Origin of the sequence: Streptomyces odontomachi (genome assembly GCF_024435355.1) — a bacterium.
GTDB lineage: Bacteria > Actinomycetota > Actinomycetes > Streptomycetales > Streptomycetaceae > Streptomyces > Streptomyces odontomachi.
The window spans coordinates 111,166-128,237 of sequence record NZ_JAMJWG010000006.1 but is presented as its reverse complement, the minus strand read 5'-3'; the positions used below and the strand labels follow the sequence as shown (position 1 = coordinate 128,237).

The 17,072-nt window shown below is 71.7% G+C and carries 13 protein-coding genes; 10 read left to right on the top strand and 3 right to left on the bottom strand.

The features are described 5' to 3' along the window. The first annotated feature begins 329 nt into the window (after positions 1-329). Positions 330-3,044, top strand: a complete 2,715-nt coding sequence (locus NQO67_RS15220; protein WP_255950499.1) for a glycoside hydrolase family 3 C-terminal domain-containing protein — start codon at positions 330-332, stop codon at positions 3,042-3,044. A 107-nt stretch (positions 3,045-3,151) separates the two neighbouring features. Here NQO67_RS15220 and NQO67_RS15215 read toward each other — a convergent pair whose 3' ends face one another. Then, positions 3,152-3,754, bottom strand: coding sequence for a TetR/AcrR family transcriptional regulator (locus NQO67_RS15215; protein ID WP_255950498.1), 603 nt, complete (start codon positions 3,752-3,754; stop codon positions 3,152-3,154). Between the two features lie 234 nt (positions 3,755-3,988). Between NQO67_RS15215 and NQO67_RS15210 the strand changes: the two genes are divergently transcribed. From NQO67_RS15210 to NQO67_RS15200, 3 genes are read left to right on the top strand one after another with little or no spacing between them, the layout of a single operon-like run. Further along, complete coding sequence (locus NQO67_RS15210; RefSeq protein WP_255950497.1) at positions 3,989-5,158, top strand: alkane 1-monooxygenase; 1,170 nt, start codon at positions 3,989-3,991, stop codon at positions 5,156-5,158. After that, positions 5,155-5,328, top strand: coding sequence for a rubredoxin (locus NQO67_RS15205; RefSeq protein WP_255950496.1), 174 nt, complete (start codon positions 5,155-5,157; stop codon positions 5,326-5,328). The genes NQO67_RS15210 and NQO67_RS15205 overlap by 4 nt, the downstream gene beginning before the upstream one ends. Next, on the top strand, positions 5,325-5,498 hold the full coding sequence (locus NQO67_RS15200; protein WP_255950495.1) for a rubredoxin: 174 nt from the start codon (positions 5,325-5,327) through the stop codon (positions 5,496-5,498). Before NQO67_RS15205 ends, NQO67_RS15200 begins: the two co-directional genes overlap by 4 nt. Positions 5,499-5,529: 31 nt before the next feature. Here the strand turns inward: NQO67_RS15200 and NQO67_RS15195 are convergent, their stop codons facing one another. Continuing rightward, the gene (locus NQO67_RS15195) at positions 5,530-6,354 is read right to left on the bottom strand and encodes a winged helix-turn-helix domain-containing protein (protein WP_255950494.1); all 825 of its coding nucleotides are present in this window, start codon (positions 6,352-6,354) and stop codon (positions 5,530-5,532) included. A gap of 643 nt (positions 6,355-6,997) precedes the next feature. Here NQO67_RS15195 and NQO67_RS15190 point away from each other — a divergent pair. The 5 genes from NQO67_RS15190 to NQO67_RS15170 all read left to right on the top strand — a co-directional run bounded on the left by NQO67_RS15190 (position 6,998) and on the right by NQO67_RS15170 (position 14,335). After that, positions 6,998-7,897, top strand: coding sequence for an alpha/beta fold hydrolase (locus tag NQO67_RS15190; RefSeq protein WP_255950493.1), 900 nt, complete (start codon positions 6,998-7,000; stop codon positions 7,895-7,897). 35 nt (positions 7,898-7,932) lie between these two features. Further along, positions 7,933-9,045: a 2-oxoglutarate and iron-dependent oxygenase domain-containing protein gene (locus NQO67_RS15185; RefSeq protein ID WP_255950492.1), complete on the top strand. Its 1,113-nt coding sequence runs from the start codon at positions 7,933-7,935 to the stop codon at positions 9,043-9,045. 118 nt (positions 9,046-9,163) lie between these two features. Continuing rightward, complete coding sequence (locus tag NQO67_RS15180; RefSeq protein WP_255950491.1) at positions 9,164-11,095, top strand: serine/threonine-protein kinase; 1,932 nt, start codon at positions 9,164-9,166, stop codon at positions 11,093-11,095. 115 nt (positions 11,096-11,210) lie between these two features. Further along, positions 11,211-12,077, top strand: a complete 867-nt coding sequence (locus tag NQO67_RS15175; protein WP_255950490.1) for a right-handed parallel beta-helix repeat-containing protein — start codon at positions 11,211-11,213, stop codon at positions 12,075-12,077. A gap of 542 nt (positions 12,078-12,619) precedes the next feature. Then, the gene (locus NQO67_RS15170; protein ID WP_255950718.1) at positions 12,620-14,335 is read left to right on the top strand and encodes an IlvD/Edd family dehydratase; all 1,716 of its coding nucleotides are present in this window, start codon (positions 12,620-12,622) and stop codon (positions 14,333-14,335) included. Positions 14,336-14,427: 92 nt separating this feature from the next. Here NQO67_RS15170 and NQO67_RS15165 read toward each other — a convergent pair whose 3' ends face one another. Next, on the bottom strand, positions 14,428-15,567 hold the full coding sequence (locus NQO67_RS15165; protein WP_374118995.1) for a glycoside hydrolase family 5 protein: 1,140 nt from the start codon (positions 15,565-15,567) through the stop codon (positions 14,428-14,430). A gap of 337 nt (positions 15,568-15,904) precedes the next feature. On the opposite strand from NQO67_RS15165, the gene NQO67_RS15160 reads away from it, so the two are divergent. Further along, positions 15,905-16,957, top strand: coding sequence for a hypothetical protein (locus NQO67_RS15160; protein ID WP_255950488.1), 1,053 nt, complete (start codon positions 15,905-15,907; stop codon positions 16,955-16,957). Positions 16,958-17,072: the final 115 nt, after the last annotated feature.

Sequence of the window (17,072 nt, the reverse complement as noted above, 5' to 3'; positions counted from 1 at the left end):
GGAGTCCGTCAAACGGTCGTCCGTCGGTCGTCCGTGGCCGTGCCCGGCGCCGTCCGGCGTCGCCCGGCATGCCGGAAGTGGCCGCCCCCGCTCTTGACAGTGCCCCGGTCGTGGACGACGCTCTCCTCTCGGAGAGCGCTCTCCGGGGCGTTCCGGGACTCCCGGGACGCCCCGGAACCCCTGCGAACCCCACCGCTCTCTCCCCGGACCGCCCCGCACCACGGCCCGGACCACCCCCACGCCGTCCGCGCGGCGCCGTCGCCCACCGTCGAACGTCGAACCGGGGCGGGTGACGACGCTCGGGGACATCACCCTCCAGGGAGTCGCAGATGAGCCCGTTGTCCCGACTGTTGCGCACCGCCGGGAGGTGCAGACCGGCCTTCGCGGTGGCCGTCGCTGCGGTGCTGGCACTCGCCGGCCTGGCCGGCGCACCCGCCACAGCGGCCCCGGTGCACCCCCTCGACGCCGGGTCCGCAGCCGCCCCCTCCGGCACCGTCATCTCCGCGTACAAGCAGGTCACCGCGTCGTCCTACGAGGGCGGCAATGCACCGGCCGCGGCGCTGGACGGGCGTACCGACACCCGGTGGTCCAGCGAGTTCAGCGACGACCAGTGGCTCCAGGTGGACCTCGGCGGCCCCGCCAACATCAGCGGCCTCGTGCTGAACTGGGAGGCCGCGTACGCCACCGGCTACCACATCGACGTCTCGGACGACGGCACGACGTGGTCCACGATCCACACCACCACCGCGGGCAAGGGCGGCGTCGAGCAGCTCGACATCACCGGCAAGGGCCGGTACGTCAGGTTCACCGGCACCGCACGGGCCACCGGGTACGGCTACTCGCTGTGGGAGTTCCAGGTCTACGGGACCGTGGACGACTCCGCCGCCACCCCGCCGCTGCTCTCCGGGCCCACCAAGGCACCGGCGACCACCGGCCAGTTCGAACTGACGGCGCCCGCCGACCACGCCCTCGTCACCGACACCCGCCGGCCGAAGCTGTCCTGGGCGGCGGTGTCCGGCACCGCCCACTACGAGGTGTGGCTGAACGTCAGCCGTACCGACTACGACTTCACCGCCGCCGGCAACCTGCTCGACCTGTACACCAAGGTCGCCGAGACCACCGGCACCGACTACACGCCGAGCTGGGACATCTCCGACCGGTGGACGTACCGGTGGTTCGTGGTCGCGGTGTCCGGTTCCGGGCAGCAGACCACCTCGAAGATCCGCACGTTCGGCGTCTACCTGCCGGACGTCGAGCAGGTCGACGACGGTGTGTCGATCGTGGACGGCGCCCGCGACCTGGACAAGAACGGTTCCGTCGAGCCGTACGAGAACTGGCGGCTGCCCGTCGACACCCGGGTGAACGACCTCCTCGGCAGGATGACGCCGCAGGAGAAGGCGTACCAGATGTTCTACAACGTCCAGTCGTACCCGATGTCCGGCTGGCACTTCGGCCCCGCGCAACCCGCCGACCTGCACGACGTGCTGCTGTCCACGGCCGCCACCCGGCTCGGCATCCCGCCCGTCTCCGCGGGCGACACCACCGCCGGCTACCAGACCACGTACCCCTTGCAGTCGACCCTCGCCGCGGGCAAGGACTACCCGCTCGACTACCAGCTGGGCGACATGCAGCGCCGGGAGGAGCTGGAGGTCGGGGCGCGCGGCACGCTCTCGCCGCTCGCCGAGGTCGGCACCAAGGTCCTGTACCCCCGCATCCAGGAGGGCGGAGGCGAGAACGCCGACGTGGCCGCGGCCCAGCTGCGGGCGCTGGTCGCCGGGTTGCAGGGCGGCCCGGAGCTCAACCCGTCCTCCGTGCTCGCCACCGTCAAGCACTGGCCCGGTGAGGGCGCGGGCGGCGAGGCCGGCATCGTCTACGACGGGGTGACGATCAAGTACCACATGATCCCGTTCAGGGCCGCGATGGAGGCCGGTGCGGTGAACATCATGCCGGGCTACGCGGGCAGCTCCTACCTGGACCCGGGCGGCCCCGGCGCCGGGGACAGCGCCAAGATCCTCGCCTATCTACGCGACAACCTGGGCTACACCGGCCTGATCACCACGGACTGGCTGCCCTCCAGCGCCTGGATCAACGCCGCCAACGCCGGCTCCGACGTGATGGGTGGCGCCGACCCGGGATCCGCCGACTTCTCCATGGCGGACTTCGAGGCACAGGTGCCGCAGGCCCGGATCGACGACGCGGTGCGCCGGATCCTCACGCTCAAGTTCGAACTGGGCGTCTTCGAGCACCCCTACGGCGACCCGGTGAACGGCGCCTACCGGTTCCACCAGCCGTCCTACGTCGCGCTGGCGAACAAGGCGGCACGCGAGTCCGACACCCTGCTGAAGAACGACGGCGTGCTGCCGGTGAAGCTGTCCTCGGGCGACAACATCGTGGTCACCGGCGACCGTGCCACCGACGGCGCCGCCTGCTGCATCTGGTCCAGCTACTTCCACCCGAACTACGGCTCGCTGGACATGCTGGACGCCATCAAGGCCAGGGCCGCCCAGGCGGGCGTCAACGTCTACCAGGACACCGGGCCGTCGCCCAAGCTGGCGGTGGTGAACGTGGGCGAACCGTCGTACACGCACGCCACCGCCTGGCCGAACACCCAACCCCAGCTGCCCGCCGACCAGCGCGCCCTGATCCAGCAGTTCAAGGACCAGGGGATCCCGGTGGTCGTGGTGCTCACCCTGCCCCGACCCATCGTCATCAGCGACTGGAACGGCCTCGCCGACGCCATCGTGGTGACCTACCGCGGCGGCGAAGAGGTCGGCCCGGCGACGGCCGGCCTGCTCTTCGGGGACTACACCCCGCACGGACACCTGCCCTGGCAGCTGCCCGCGAGCATGGACCAGATCCTGAAGTCGGGCGGCTCCGACACCCAGGCCGACGCCAACGAGAGCTGGGACCTGCCCTACGACCTCGGCGCCAGCGACGCCGAACGCGCCGAGATCCGGGCGAAGATCGACGCGGGACAGCCGGTGCCGACGGGCTACGGGAAACCGCTCTATCCGTACGGTGCCGGGCTGACCGACTGGAACTGAGGTTCTGCTGCGAACAGTGACGGGCCTGGGGCGCACCGCCGGTGGGAGGGTGCGCTCCGGGTCTTCCGGCTGCTCGGTCTGCGTCGCTGCTCGGTCTGCCGGGCTGCTCAGCGGGTTGTGCGCGGGGCGTGCGCGATACGGGCGGTGATCTGGGCTATCCGGCGGGCGGACTCCTCGGGTGAGGTGCCCGGCTGCACGATATGACTGACCGTGAGCCGCACGACCGCCTCGACGGCGAGGCCGCGGGACTCCGCGTCGAGTTGCGGCCAGACCTCCGTCACATAGGCGTCGAGCATGGCCGTGGCCGTGTTGAAGACCGGTTCGGGGCGGGTGGTCAGATAGGTCAGCAGGAGGTCGTCCTCGCCGCCGCCCGCGCTGGTCACCACGGCCTTGATCAGGGGATTGTCCGAGGCCTGCCGCAGCGTGTAGCCGACGCCCGCCACCGCCGCCGCCTCCAGGTCGTCCCGGTGCGCGTCGAGTTCCTGCTGGATGCCGAGGAGGAAGCGCTCGGCCTCCCGCTCGGCGAGGGCCCGGCCGATGGCCTCCTTGGAGCCGAACTCGTTGTAGAGGGTCTGCCGGCTGATGCCTGCGGTACGGGCCACGGCGGCCAGCCGGAGCCGGCCCCAGCCCTCGGCCGCGACGAGGTCGAAGGCCGCGTTCAGCACCTGCTCCCGGAGCAGCGAGCGAACGCTTTCGCGGAATCTGGTCATCGTCGCCCCACTCTAGCCCTGGTTTCACCCGCTCCTGCGGCAGCGGCCGACCGTCGGGCTGGCCGGGCGGGTCCGTCCGGAGGGCGCCGCGCGGGCAGCGCGAAGGCCCTGGATGCCGTAACTCGTACGTGATTCCTGCGTATTCATCTTGTCGGATCCGTTGACACTCTACCTGGAAACTGTCTAACTGCTGGGCAGTAGGACGCGAACATGCTCTATGCGAGGAGTCGGTCCATGACACAGACAATCGGGGCGGGAGAGGAGCAGGTCACGTGGCGTGACCCGAAGCGCTATCTGTGGCTGCTGGGGCTGGTCATTCCCCTGTTCCCGTTCATCTGCTACGGGCTGGTGAAGGTCACGGGCTGGAGCGTCATGTGGTTGGCGGGCGCCGCCACTATCTACGTGCTCGTGCCGCTGCTGGAACCGCTCATCGGAAAGGACGACGCGAACCCGCCGCAGAGCGTGCTGGCCTGGCTGGAGGCGGACCACTACTACCGCTGGTGCACCTACCTCTACGTGCCGCTCCAGTACGCGGGGCTCGTCTTCGGCTGCTGGGTGATCTCGTCCGGGGACATCGCCGTGGGATGGCGCATCGTGCTGGCGATCACCTGCGGGGGCGTCGCCGGTATCGGCATCAACACCGCCCACGAACTGGGCCACAAGAAGGAGAGCGTGGAGCGCTGGCTCTCCAAGATCAACCTGGCGCAGACCTGCTACGGGCACTTCTTCATCGAGCACAACCGCGGCCACCACGTCCGCGTCGCCACCCCCGACGACCCCGCGAGCGCCCGGCTCGGCGAGAGCTTCTGGCGGTTCTGGCCGCGCACCGTCTCCGGCAGCCTGCGCTCGGCGTGGCACCTGGAGAAGAAGCGCCTGGCCCGCTCGGGCAAGGGCCCCTGGACCATCAAGAACGACGTCCTCAACGCCTGGCTGATGTCCGTCGTGCTCTTCGCCGCCCTCGCGATCGCCTTCGGGCCCGGCATCCTGCCGTACCTCGTCGCCCAGGCGATCTTCGGCTTCAGCCTGCTGGAGGTCATCAACTACACGGAGCACTACGGCCTCGGACGGGAGCGCACCCCCAGCGGACGCTACGAGCGCTGCGCCCCCAAGCACAGCTGGAACAGCGACAACGTCGTCACCAACATCCTCCTGTACCACCTCCAGCGGCACAGCGACCACCACGCCAACCCCACCCGCCGCTACCAGGCCCTGCGCAACTTCGACGAGGCCCCGGAGCTCCCCACCGGCTACGCCGGAATGATCCTCATGGCCTACTTCCCCCCGATCTGGCGCCGCGTCATGGACAAGCGCGTCATCGACCACTACGGGGGCGACGTCACCCGCGCCAACATCCAGCCCTCCAAACGGGACGCCATCCTCGCCCGGTACGGACACGCCGCATGAGCCGCTTCGCCTGCCCCGTCTGCGACTACGTCTACGACGAGACCACCGGCGACCCCAGGGAGGGCTTCCCCGCCGGCACCCCCTGGAGCGAGGTCCCCGACGACTGGTGCTGCCCGGACTGCGGGGTACGGGAGAAGATCGATTTCGAGTGCGTGGAGAGTCCGGCATGAAGAAGTGGGAGTGCCAGGTGTGCGGCTTCGTCTACGACGAGGCGGAGGGCTGGCCGGACGAGGGCATCGCGCCCGGCACCCGCTGGGCGGACATCCCGGACGACTGGTGCTGCCCGGACTGCGGCGCGGCGAAGGCCGACTTCGAGATGGTGGAGGTCAGCCACGCCTGAACCGGTCGCCCGCCCCTGGCCCATGCGTCCGTCAACCGTCGCCGCGGCCGGTCCGCAGCCGGAAACCGATGCCCCACTCGGTGGTCAGCAGGTCCGCCGCGGCGGGCGGGAGCTTGCGGCGGATGCGGTGCACATGGAGATCGACCGAGCGGCTGCGGCTGCCCCGCCAGTCACCGATGCTGGTGCGCAGCTCCTGGCGTGACACCACCCGCCCACCGGCCCGGAGCAACTCGCCCATCACCCGGAACTCCAGCCGGGTGAGCGGCACCGGCTCACCGTCGACCAGCAGCTGCTGCCCGCCGAAGTCGAGGCCGATCGACGGCGCGGGCGAGCCGACGTAGGACCCGACCGGGGTCACGCCCCAGGTGACGGGCAGCTCCGCCGCGCGCCAGGCAGCGAAGCCGCCGACGACGTCGGTGCTGCGGTGCAGCCCCAGATCGTGCAGGGCACCCGCGGCAAGGCTGGACATCTGGCCGACCGGGCAGAGCAGGATCACCCGCAGCTCGTGGTCGACCGCCTCCTCCAGCCGCCACCGGCTGCACGGGTCGAGGCGCCACTCCAGCAGGCTGCGCTCCAGCACCAGCGAACCGGGGACCTCCCCGTCACAGCGTCTGCGCCCTTCCGAACGCAGATCGACCAGCAGCGCCCCGCCGGCCTGCTCGCGCGCAGCGTCGCGCGGTGCGAGCCGGCCGAACCGGGACCGTGCGGAGCGGACGAGGTCTTCCACGGACGGGTAGCCGCCGTCCGGTTCGCCGTCGGAGAGCCGGTCGCCGGTCGGGCGGCCTGCGTCGGGGTCGTCGTTCGTGGCGGTGTGCGGGGAAGTGTGGGTTGACGTATGGGTGTGTTGCGGGTGCATGCTCGACCGCTCCCGTCCGACCGATCCAGGATCTGACTGCGCGACGTCGTCGTCGGTGGGTGCCCGCCGGGCTCCGGGAGCCGGGGTGGGACGGCATCCGTGCGAGTGGGGGCAGCTTCAGGGCCCGTGCCGAGGAGCCGGTAACACCCTGTCGCCGCGCCCCGACAGCGGCCCGGTCCGGGCCCTGCGGTGCGTGGAGGTATGCCGCTTTATGACCACGTGTTCAGCGTACGGGCCACCAGGGGCACCGGAACAGCACCCGCCCGGCCACGCCACGCCGCCCGCGGCCACCGCCACCGCCACCGCCTGAGCAACCCGTCCCAGCGCCCGCCCCGCCCCCAGCCGTCGGCAACTGCTTCAATTCTGTGCCGATTCACCCCTCTGGCCTGCATTGACCCGCTCCCGCCCGGCTGCGACCGTAGTGCCCGAGGGCGCCGGCCACGCCCGCCGAACCCGTCTCGTGAACGCGCAGCAGGCACGGGCACACGCCATGTCCGCTGCCTGTCCCGTGCGCTGACCACCGTCACCTGGAGGACCCCGTCCGAGGGCACGCCCTGCGCCTGCCCGGGCCTCGTCCCCTTTGCAGACGTGCCCCGCCGCACCGGCGACACCCCTCCGTCCGCCCGTACCCCCGGAGACACTCATGTCTGTCACGACCGCCGCCGAGCCCCACGAGTTCGCCGAGCTGCTCCGTGCCGTCCCGGACACCGGTGCCCCGCCGGTGATCGAGCGGCGCTGGATGACCGTGGTGGTCGGCGGACAACGCCATGTCAGCGGCGTCTGCTGGGACCCCGCCGAGCCGCCCGGCGTCGTGCTGCTGCACGGGGCCGCGACCAGCGCCCGCGCCTTCGACGACGTACTGCGGGCCTACCGCCGGCCCGCCGTGGCCGTCGATCTGCCCGGGCACGGCAGGTCCACGTGGATCAAGAGCGGTGACTACCGGCCGCGCAGGCTGGCCAAGACGCTGGAGGAGGCGATCCGTTCGTACGCGCCCGGTGGGCCCGTCGTCGCTGGCCGCGGTCTCGGCGCCCTGGCCGCTGTCGCGGTGGCCGCCCGTTTCCCGCAGGTCGTCGGGCGGCTCGTGCTGATCGACACACTGCCCGGAGCGGCGGGTGAGACCGCGGACCAGCAGGCGCCGTGGCCGTGGCCCAGTCCCCGGTTCACCTCGCGGGACGAGGCGCGGGCCTGGCTCGCCGGGGCCGCGCCGTGGCTGGCGGAGACCGTCGTGGCGCGCGAGGCGGAGCTGGAGACCGTGCAGGCCGCCGACGGCAGTTGGGGCTGGCGGCACCACCTGGGCAGCCTGGCCGACAGCGGACCCGCCGGCTTCGACGACGACACCCTCTGGGAGCAGTTGGCCGCTCTGCCCGCCGCTCCGCTGCTCGTACGCGCCGAGCAGGGCGTGCTGTCCGGCGAGGTCGTCGACCGCTTCAACGAACAGGTGCCCCGGGGCGAGGTCGTCACCGTGGCCGACTCGGGACACCGCATCGAGATCGACCAGCCCGCGGCGCTGTCCGACGTCCTGCGCACCCTGACCGAGCAGTGAACCCGCCCGGAACCCGACCCCAGGAGCTGCACACCATGTCCCTCGACACACCTCAGGCAGCCGCCGCTTCCACCGCGCCGACCGGCGGGATCCCCACCATCGACCTGGCAGCGGCCCTCAGCGACTCCGCCCCCGCCGAACTGCTCGCCACCGTGCGCGCAGCGGCCGAGCAGTACGGCATCATCCAGGTCGTCAACCACGGCGTGCCGCAGGAGCTCATCAACGGCTTCCACCGAAGCGTCGGGCGCGTCCTCGACCTGCCGTACGAGAAGAAGAGCCGGCTGGCCAGCCCGACCGGCCACCCCTACCGGGGCTGGCGCCAGTGGCCGGACGACTTCGGGCGCCTGGAACTGGAACGCTTCAGCATCGGCCAGTTCGACACCCCCGAGGACGCCCGGGCCGCCGGCCTCACCGAGGAACAGGCCCAGCTGTACGCGCACCCGAACGTCTGGCCGGAGCAGGAGCCCGACCTGCGCTCCACCGCGGTCCGCTACCACGACGCCATGATCGGGGTCGCCCGGCAGGTGCTCACCCTGTACGCCCGGGCCCTCGGCGTGCCGCCGGACACCTTCCCGATGGGCGACGGGCCGGAGTACACGCACTTCACCGTCAACAACTACCCCACATGGACCCACCCGGGTAACGGCAGGGACGCAGCCGCCGGCGCCGCCCCGGGCACGCCCGCAGACGAGGACGTCCCCGACGCCGACAAGCTCCTGCTGCTGGAGCATGCCGACGGCTCGGTGCTGACCGTGCTGCACCAGGAGGGCGACTACACGGGGCTCCAGGGGCAACGCCCGGACGGCGGCTGGACCCCGGTGCCGATCGTGCCGGGCGCGCTCCAGGTGTTCACCGGCACCCTGCTGACCACGTGGACCGACGGCCGGCTGCACGCCGGACGGCACCGGGTGGTGGCCGGCGGCTCGATGACCCGCCGGTCGTCCGCGGTCTTCGTGCACCCCTCGCTGGACACCGTCGTCGCGCCGCTGGACGTCTTCACCGGTGGTGAGGAGTCCGACTACGATCCCGTCTCCGTCTGGGACGAGGCCGCCCAGCGGGTCGAGGAGTACCTCCAGGTCTTCGGCCGCCCCGAGCAGGTGGCGGCCTGGCGCGAGGGCCGTCCCTACGTCGCGGAGGTGACCCGGTGACGCTCCCCGCCGCCGGGCGCCACCCGCCGCGACCACCGGCGTCGCCGGCCTGCGGCCCTGTCACAAGTGGAGTACGCTCCGTGCCCGATCCCACTCTCGGCGACTACGGGGGATTCGCGTGCAGGGCAGGGCAGCGGGCGGCAAGGTGGCCGGCCGATACCGTCTGGAAGGGCTCATCGGCCGAGGCGGCATGGGTGAGGTCTGGCGGGCCCACGACGAGCTGCTCGGCCGCCTGGTCGCACTGAAGTCGGCGCCCACCGGCGACGACAGGTCGGCCGACCGGCTCAAGGAGTCCCTGGTGCGCGAGGCGCGCAACGCCGCGCAGCCGCACCACCCCCACATCGTCGAGGTCTTCGACTTCGTGGTGGAGGACGCCACCTGCTGGATCGTCATGGAGTACGTGCCCGCGCGCAGCCTCGCCCAGATCCTCGCCGACGGTCCGCTCAGCCCCGTGCGGGCGGCGGCCATCGGCCGGCAGATCGCCGATGCGCTCGCCGTCTCGCACGCCCCGCCGGTCGGCGTGGTGCACGGCGACCTCACCCCGGAGAACGTGCTGGTCCGGGATGACGGCGTGGCCAAGCTGACCGACTTCGGGATCTCCCGGGCCATCTGGTCCGACCCCACGGTCGATGCCACCGGCACGGGCACCGGCGCCGGCGGGGTGCGCGGCAAGCCCCGTTATCTCCCGCCCGAGCTGGCCGGCGGCCGGCCGAGCAGCGAGAAGTCCGATGTGTTCTCGCTGGGCGCCACCCTCTACGCGGCCGTGGAGGGCCGCTCGCCGTACGGCGAGGCCGACAATCCGCTGGCCTACCTCGGCCGGGCCCTCGCGGGCGCGATCGAACCGCCGCGCCGGGCCGGCCCGTTGACCAGGACGCTCGCCGCCCTGCTGGACCCCGACCCGAAGCGGCGGCCGACCGCGGCCGGCGCGCGCGACATGCTGAGCCGGCTCGCGCCGGCCATGCAGCCCGGCGGCCGGCCGGACGCCGACGAACCCACCTGGTCCGTGACGCTGCCGCTGCTGCGGCGCAGGGGGTCGGGGCTCCGCTGGCCGCGGCCCGGGCGGCGGAAGGTCCCGCTGGCGATCGGCGGGGCCGCGGTGGTCGCGGCGGCGGCCGTCGCAGCCGGTTTCCTCCTCTGGGGCCCGGGTGGGGGCGCCGGCTCCGACACCAAGGGCGGGGGAGCGACGCCGCAGACCTCCGTCGCCCCGAACGCCGGCGTCCTGGGGAACCCCCGTACCGCCGACCCGTGCGCCCTCCTCAGCACCAAGCCGTTCGACGAGTACGGAGACGTCCACGTCGACCCGGCCTACGGGGAGTTCAACCGCTGCGACGTGCTCGTGGCACGGGGCGACGACGACATCGTCGACATCGAACTGGCCTATTCCTCCGACGCGTCCGCGCCGGACTCGCAGTCGCACGCCCGCAAGGCCGGCAGGCTCACCGTCGTCGAGACGTCCGAGGAGGACGACGCGTGCGATCGAGTGATCCAGCTGCTCGACGGCAACCAGGTCGAGTTCACGGTGAAGCGGCTCGAAGAGACCTCCCTCGACGTGTGCGCCCTCGCCGACAAGGCCACCGCCCACGCCATCGGGCTGCTCGACCGCGCACCCGTGCCCCGGCGCCGCAACCCGTTCCCGCCGAACTCGCTGGCGCGGCTCGACGCCTGTGACCTGCTGGACCCGGACGCCGCCAAGGCGATGGGCGGCCTCGACCCGCGGGAGAAGGAACCGGACATCGCCCGCTGGGACTGCACCTGGGACAGCGACGGTTCCGACGCGGGCCTGTACCTGCGCTTCAGCCGCGACAACGACCTCACGGACGACGGGCAGCTCGTGCGACTCGGCGGAGCGCAGAGCTACCTCGCCCCCGAGGAGGACGGCCCGCACACCTGCATGGTGCGCACCGTGCACCGTGCGTACACCGACACCACGGGTGACCACGTCGTCGAGCACCTCTACCTCGCCGTCCACGGTCCGCAGTCCACCGACAGGCTGTGTGACATCGCCAGATCCGTCGCCACCAGCGCCGCGAAGCGGATGAGCACCCGGTGAACCGACGGGCCGTCCGCTGCGCACCGCCGCCTCCCCTCCCGCTCCGGTTCCGCACCTCAGGGTGCGGGGCGCGCCACCGGACCCCTCCCACGGCGCGGCACTAGCGTCCGGCGCCATGACGACGAAGCACCGCGGCGCGCACCGCCGGCGAATCCTGTGGTCGCTGCTCGGCGGCCTGGCCCTGCTCTCCACCTCCCTCGTCCTGGTCGCGAACGGGGACCGGGCCCACGGATCGCCGGCGGCCGGACCGCCCGCCACGGCCACCGCCCGGCAGGTGGCCGCCGATGACCGCCTGGTCATCACCGACGGCGGCACCGCCGACCAGCCGGACGTCTACGACGGGCAGGGCCGGTCCGTCGACGGCATCACCGTGGAGGCCGACCACGTCGTGGTGAAGAACTACGTCCTCGACGAGCCCGAAGCGCCCGGCATCGAGATGACCGGGAACGACATCACGGTCCAGGACAACACCGTCACCCGGCCGCGCGGCGGGGACGGCGACGGGCTGCGGTTCTTCGGCGACGACCTGAAGATCCTGCACAACACCATCCGCGGCACCCGCAACAGCGGCGGCCGGCACGCCGACTGCATGCAGACCTTCGCCAGCGACACCCCGCCCAGCCGGAACGTCCTCATAGCGGACAACCGTTGCGAGGACATCGACAACATGTGCCTGATGGCCGAGGGCCCGAACGACGGCGAGGGCGACGGGCACGGCCACACCTCCGACTTCACGATCCGCGGCAACTACTGCGAGACGCTCGAGGCGTCGCAGACCCTCATGTTCGAGGACGTGCAGCACGCCACCATCACCGGCAACACCTTCGCCGCCGCGCCGGACCACGGCATCGGCCTGGCCATCGGCTCGACCGACGCCCATGTCAGCGGCAACACCGTCAGCCCCGGCATCCACTACGAGGTCGGCATCGACGACTCCTCACGGCCCGGCTACCAGGGACCCGAGCCCGGCGGCGCCCCCTGAGGGCGGCCCGCCGGTTCCCGGGCGCCGCCGTGTGCCGGAGCCGAGGCGTACCCGGCCGGCGCGGGCACCGGGGCCGTGAGCCAGTCGGGACCGGCCTCGCGAGCGGCCCGTCCACCGTGGTCCCCGGGGCCCCGGCCCCTCGGTAGGGCCCCCTTGACCTGCGGTGAAGCCGCGTTTTAACGTTGCGAAGAAATTTCTTAATTAACACCGGAAAGTTGTCGTAACGGCACGGTCCGTCGGCACCGGTCCCTGAGCCACGGACCACCGACGCACACCGGCGAGGGCACGGACAAGCGGGGACGGATCACGGGGGACAGGGCCGGGCACGCCGCACGCGGGCCCGACCGCACGCACCCCGGTGGCGCGACACCAGGGCCACCGACACGTCACACGAAAGGCATGGGCGCCGACGCATGAGCACCAAGGACAGCACAGGCACATCGGCACAGGACGGCCCCGCCGCGGACCGTCCCGCCGGCGCGGGCACCGACCGCGCCGACCGCCGCAGCCAGGCCTGGTTCGGCGCCTCGGGGCGGGCCGGCATGATCCACCGCTCCTGGATGCGCAACCGCGGCTACGGCGACGAGATGTTCGACGGGCGCCCGATCATCGGCATCGCCACCACCTGGTCGCAGCTCGCACCGTGCAACTCCCACCTGGACGAGGTCGCGGAGGCCGTCAAGCGCGGCGTGCTCCAGGCCGGCGGCTTCCCGCTGGAGTTCCCCGTGCTGTCCACCGGCGAGACCATCATCCGCCCCACCGCCATGCTCTTCCGCAACCTGATGGCGATGGACGCCGAGGAACTCATCAGGAACAACCCGCTGGACGGCGTGGTCCTGCTCTCCGGCTGCGACAAGACCACCCCTGGCCTGCTCATGGGCGCCGCCAGCGTCGACCTGCCCACGGTCATGGTCACCGGCGGCCCGATGCTGAACGGCAAGTTCCGTGGACAGGACGTCGGCTCCGGCACCCATGTCTGGAAGTTCGAGGCCGAGCTGGCGGCCGGGCGGATGAGCGAGTGCGAGGCACGCGCCGCCGAGGGCTGCATGGCGCGCTCCAAGGGCCACTGCATGACGATGGGCACCGCCTCCACCATGGCGTGCATGGCCGAGGCGCTCGGCATGCAACTGCCCGGCAGCGCCGCCTACCCCGCGGTGGACGCCCGCCGTTTCGAGGTGGCCCAGCAGGCCGGCCGGGCGATCGTCGACCTCGTCGAGCGCGACATCCGGCCCAGCGCGATCATGACCCGCGAGGCGTTCGAGAACGCCATCCGCGCCAACGCCGCCATCGGCGGCTCCACCAACGCCTTCATCCACCTCATGGCCATCGCCGGCCGCATCGACGGCGTCGAACTCGACCTGGACCTCTTCGACGCACTGGGCAGGGACGTGCCCACGCTGGTCGACCTGATGCCGTCCGGCCGCTTCCTCATGGAGGACTTCGCCTACGCGGGCGGGCTGCCCGTCGTGCTGCGCCGGCTCATCGACGCCGGGGTCATGCACCCCGAGTGCCTCACCGTGACCGGCCGCAGCGTCGGCGAGAACGTGGCCGGTGCCGAGTGCTTCAACGACGAGGTGATCCACCCCTGGGACGCCCCGTTCCAGCCGGCCGGCACCGGCACCGCCGTGCTGCGCGGCAACCTCTGCCCGGACGGCGCCGTGCTCAAGCAGTCAGCGGCCAGCCCCGAACTCCTGGTCCACGAGGGCAGGGCACGCGTCTTCGACTCACCCGAGGCCTACCACGAGGTCAGCGACGACCCCGACCTCGACATCACGGCCGACGACATCATCGTGGTGCGCGGCGCAGGGCCCAAGGGATACCCGGGCATGCCGGAGGTCGCCAACGTGGCCCTGCCCACCAAACTGCTCAAGCAGGGCGTCTCGGACATGGTGCGGATCAGCGACGGGAGGATGAGCGGCACCGGCTACGGCACCGTCGTCCTGCACGTCAGCCCCGAAGCGGCGGTGGGCGGACCGCTCTCCCTGGTGCGCGACGGCGACCGCATCCGCCTCGACGTGCCGGCGCGCGCACTGTCCCTGCTGGTCGACGATGCCGAGCTGGACAACCGCCGTGCCCAGGCCGACGCCGCCGCGGCCGGGAACAGCGAGGCCCCCGGCGCACCGGACGGCGCCGCGCCCACGACCCCCGGCGGCTACGCGTGGCTGTACCGCCGGCACGTCCAGCAGGCCCACCTGGGCGCCGACTTCGACTTCCTGTCCGGCACCCGGGGCCACGCCGTCCCTCGCGACTCGCACTGAGCGCGGCGAGGGGGCCGGTGTGACGATTCGCCGGGAGATCGTCACACCGGCCCCGTTCCGTGGTGAGGGAGCCGGAACGCGCAGGCGGTGTGTCAGTCGCGCCCGGCCCGTGCGGTGGCCGCCACCGCGGCCAGATGGTCCTTCAGGCCCTGGCCGTAGGCCGTCGGCGTGCCGTCGTAGTCGCTGATCAACGACGGACCGCTGCCGCAGTCCCAGGTGTTCCAGGTCCAGCCCAGGTAGCCGACGCCGTGCTGGTCGGCCCAGTTCATGACCTGGTCGACGAAGCCGTGCGAGCAGTCGTTCTCGCCGATCTCCGAAAGAGTCAACGGGACCTGCTGGGCCACGGGCGCCAGCTGGCTGTCGAAGCAGGACGTGTTCGAGCAGGAGTTGAAGTTGTACAGGTGCGCGAACGCGGCCAGATTGCCCGTCGGGTCCTGCGGCTTGTACTGCAACCACTGCGTGAGGTCGTTGGAGTACGCAAGACCACCCAGCAGGATCACATCGGTGTTCCCGGTCGCGCGCACCGTGTCGACCAGGGACTGGAACCCGGCGACCTGATAGCCGATGCCGGGGCAGCTGCCGCCGTCGCGCCAGCAGGTCCAGCCGGAGGCCTCACTGCCCGTGGCACGCTCCGGGTACGGCTCGTTGAACAGGTCGAGGACCACCCGGTTGTCCTTGAAGGCACCCGCCACGCCCTTCCAGAAGTCCGGCGCGTACTGGGCGTCCGGCATCGGCTTCTGGCAGGTCGCCTCGGCGTCGGAGCAGCCCGCCGACGGGCCGCTGTACGCGCCGTAGTTCCAGTGCATCTCCACGATCGGGGTGATGCCGCCTGCCAGCAGCAGGTTCACGTAGTCCTTGACGGCGCTCTGGTACGCCGCGCCACCGTACGCGGCGGGCACGTCGGCGGTGCCCAACCAGCACTCCTCGTTGAGCGGCACACGTACCGCGTTGACGTGCCAGGACCTGATGGCGTCGATGGATGCCTGGTCCATCGGTCCGTCCCAGAACCCGTTGCCCTGGATACAGGCGAACTCACCGCCGGAGCGGTTGACCCCGAGCAACCGGTGGGTGGCACCGCCGGCGTCGACGAGCCTGTTGCCGGACACCTGCAACGCGGGCGCTTCGGCTGCGACCGCCGGCCCCGGATCGGCCATCGCGGGAGCGACGGCGGAGAACACGGCACCGGCGAAGAGGGCCAGCGCGGACGCAAGGAGCGAGACATGGCGTCTCATGGGGGGCATCCCTTCGTTCTCGCGACAGGAGAGCCATGGGAGCGCCGGAAAACAGTGATCTTGGAAGCGCTTCCATAGCTGGCTCACAGTAGCGGCGCCGTATGCCGTTGGGAAGGCCCGCGCAACCCGGCGAGCAACGTGGGTGGTAGCACCGAGTTTCGCCGGGAAACCGCGGGTTCGCACCTGTGAGCGGCGAGGATGTTTCCCCCAATGCCTCCCCACGCACGTTCCAGTCGCCGTACAGTCGCGCCCGGCGACGTTTTCTCGGGAGCGCTTCCACACGCGTGGAGCAGCGCACCAGCGATACCGGCTCTCACCCAACGAAGGGAACGCACCGATGCAACGCGCGAGGCTTGCCGCGGCCGCGGCGGTCATGGTTCTGGCGGCGCTGACCACCGCAGGGTGCAGCTCGGGCGGCGACAGCCCGGCGAAGCCGAGTTCGGCACCCCCCGTCGGACCGGACGCCACCTCGTTGGTGAAGACGCTGAACCAGATTCAAGCCACCGATACCTCGCGCGCCTGGACCACCTACGGAGACCTGGCGGCCCAGCGTGCCCTCGGCGGCGGGAAGACACCGGAGGAACTCCGGGGCATGGCGTCCTACGGCTGGTCGACGACCTGGGAGCGCGACCCGGAGGCCAGGGCGCAGCTCGGTCTGTCCGGCGGCACCGCCGACCGGGCTGTCGAGGTCGGCCAGTCACACGGTGCTGGGCGGTTCGACGGCGGGGTCGACACCGCCGCGGTCGTCGACCACGCGAAGAAACTGGGCGCCGCGAAGGACGGCACGGCAGGCCCGCTCACCCTCTGGCGACTCGCTCCCGACAACGAGAACCGCCTCAGCCAGGAACTGGCCGAACTCTCCCGCGGCACTGCCGACTTCGACGTGCTGGCGGTCGGACCCCACACCGTGGTGCGCGCCGCGAGCCGGGCCCGGGCCGAAATACTCAGTGCGCAGGGGGGTAAGAACACCCTCGCCAGGGACCAGGACTTCCGAGCCGTGGCCGACTGCCTGGGCAAGCCCCTGGTGGCCACCTTGAGCAACGCCCGCATCGCGCCGGCCAGCGACGTCCAGAAGCCGGCCGGCTTCGTCGCCGGCGCCGGGGTGGTCGGCGGCAGCTCCACCAAGCTCGTCCAGACGGTCTGCCGCACCGCCTCCTCCGCGGACGAGGCGAAGGGGATCGCGGCCGCGCTGCGCAAGGAACTCGCCCACGGCAGCACGCGGTTGAGTCACCTTGCATGGCACACCCTGCTCTCCGGCGTCCAGGTCAAGGAGATGGGTGGCCCGGCGCACGTCGTCAGGATCACCGGCACCTCCGCGAAGAGTCCCCAGCTCGTCCTGGAGATGCTGCGCGGCGGCGACCTCTCCGATCTGCTGGACACCACCGACTGACAACAGGTCAGGCGCCCCTCGGGCAACGACGGCATGGTCCGTAACTCCCCTGCGGCGCCGCCCGGTTGAACCCATCCGTAACGCTCGTCCATGCACTCCTTGTGGAAATAGTGAG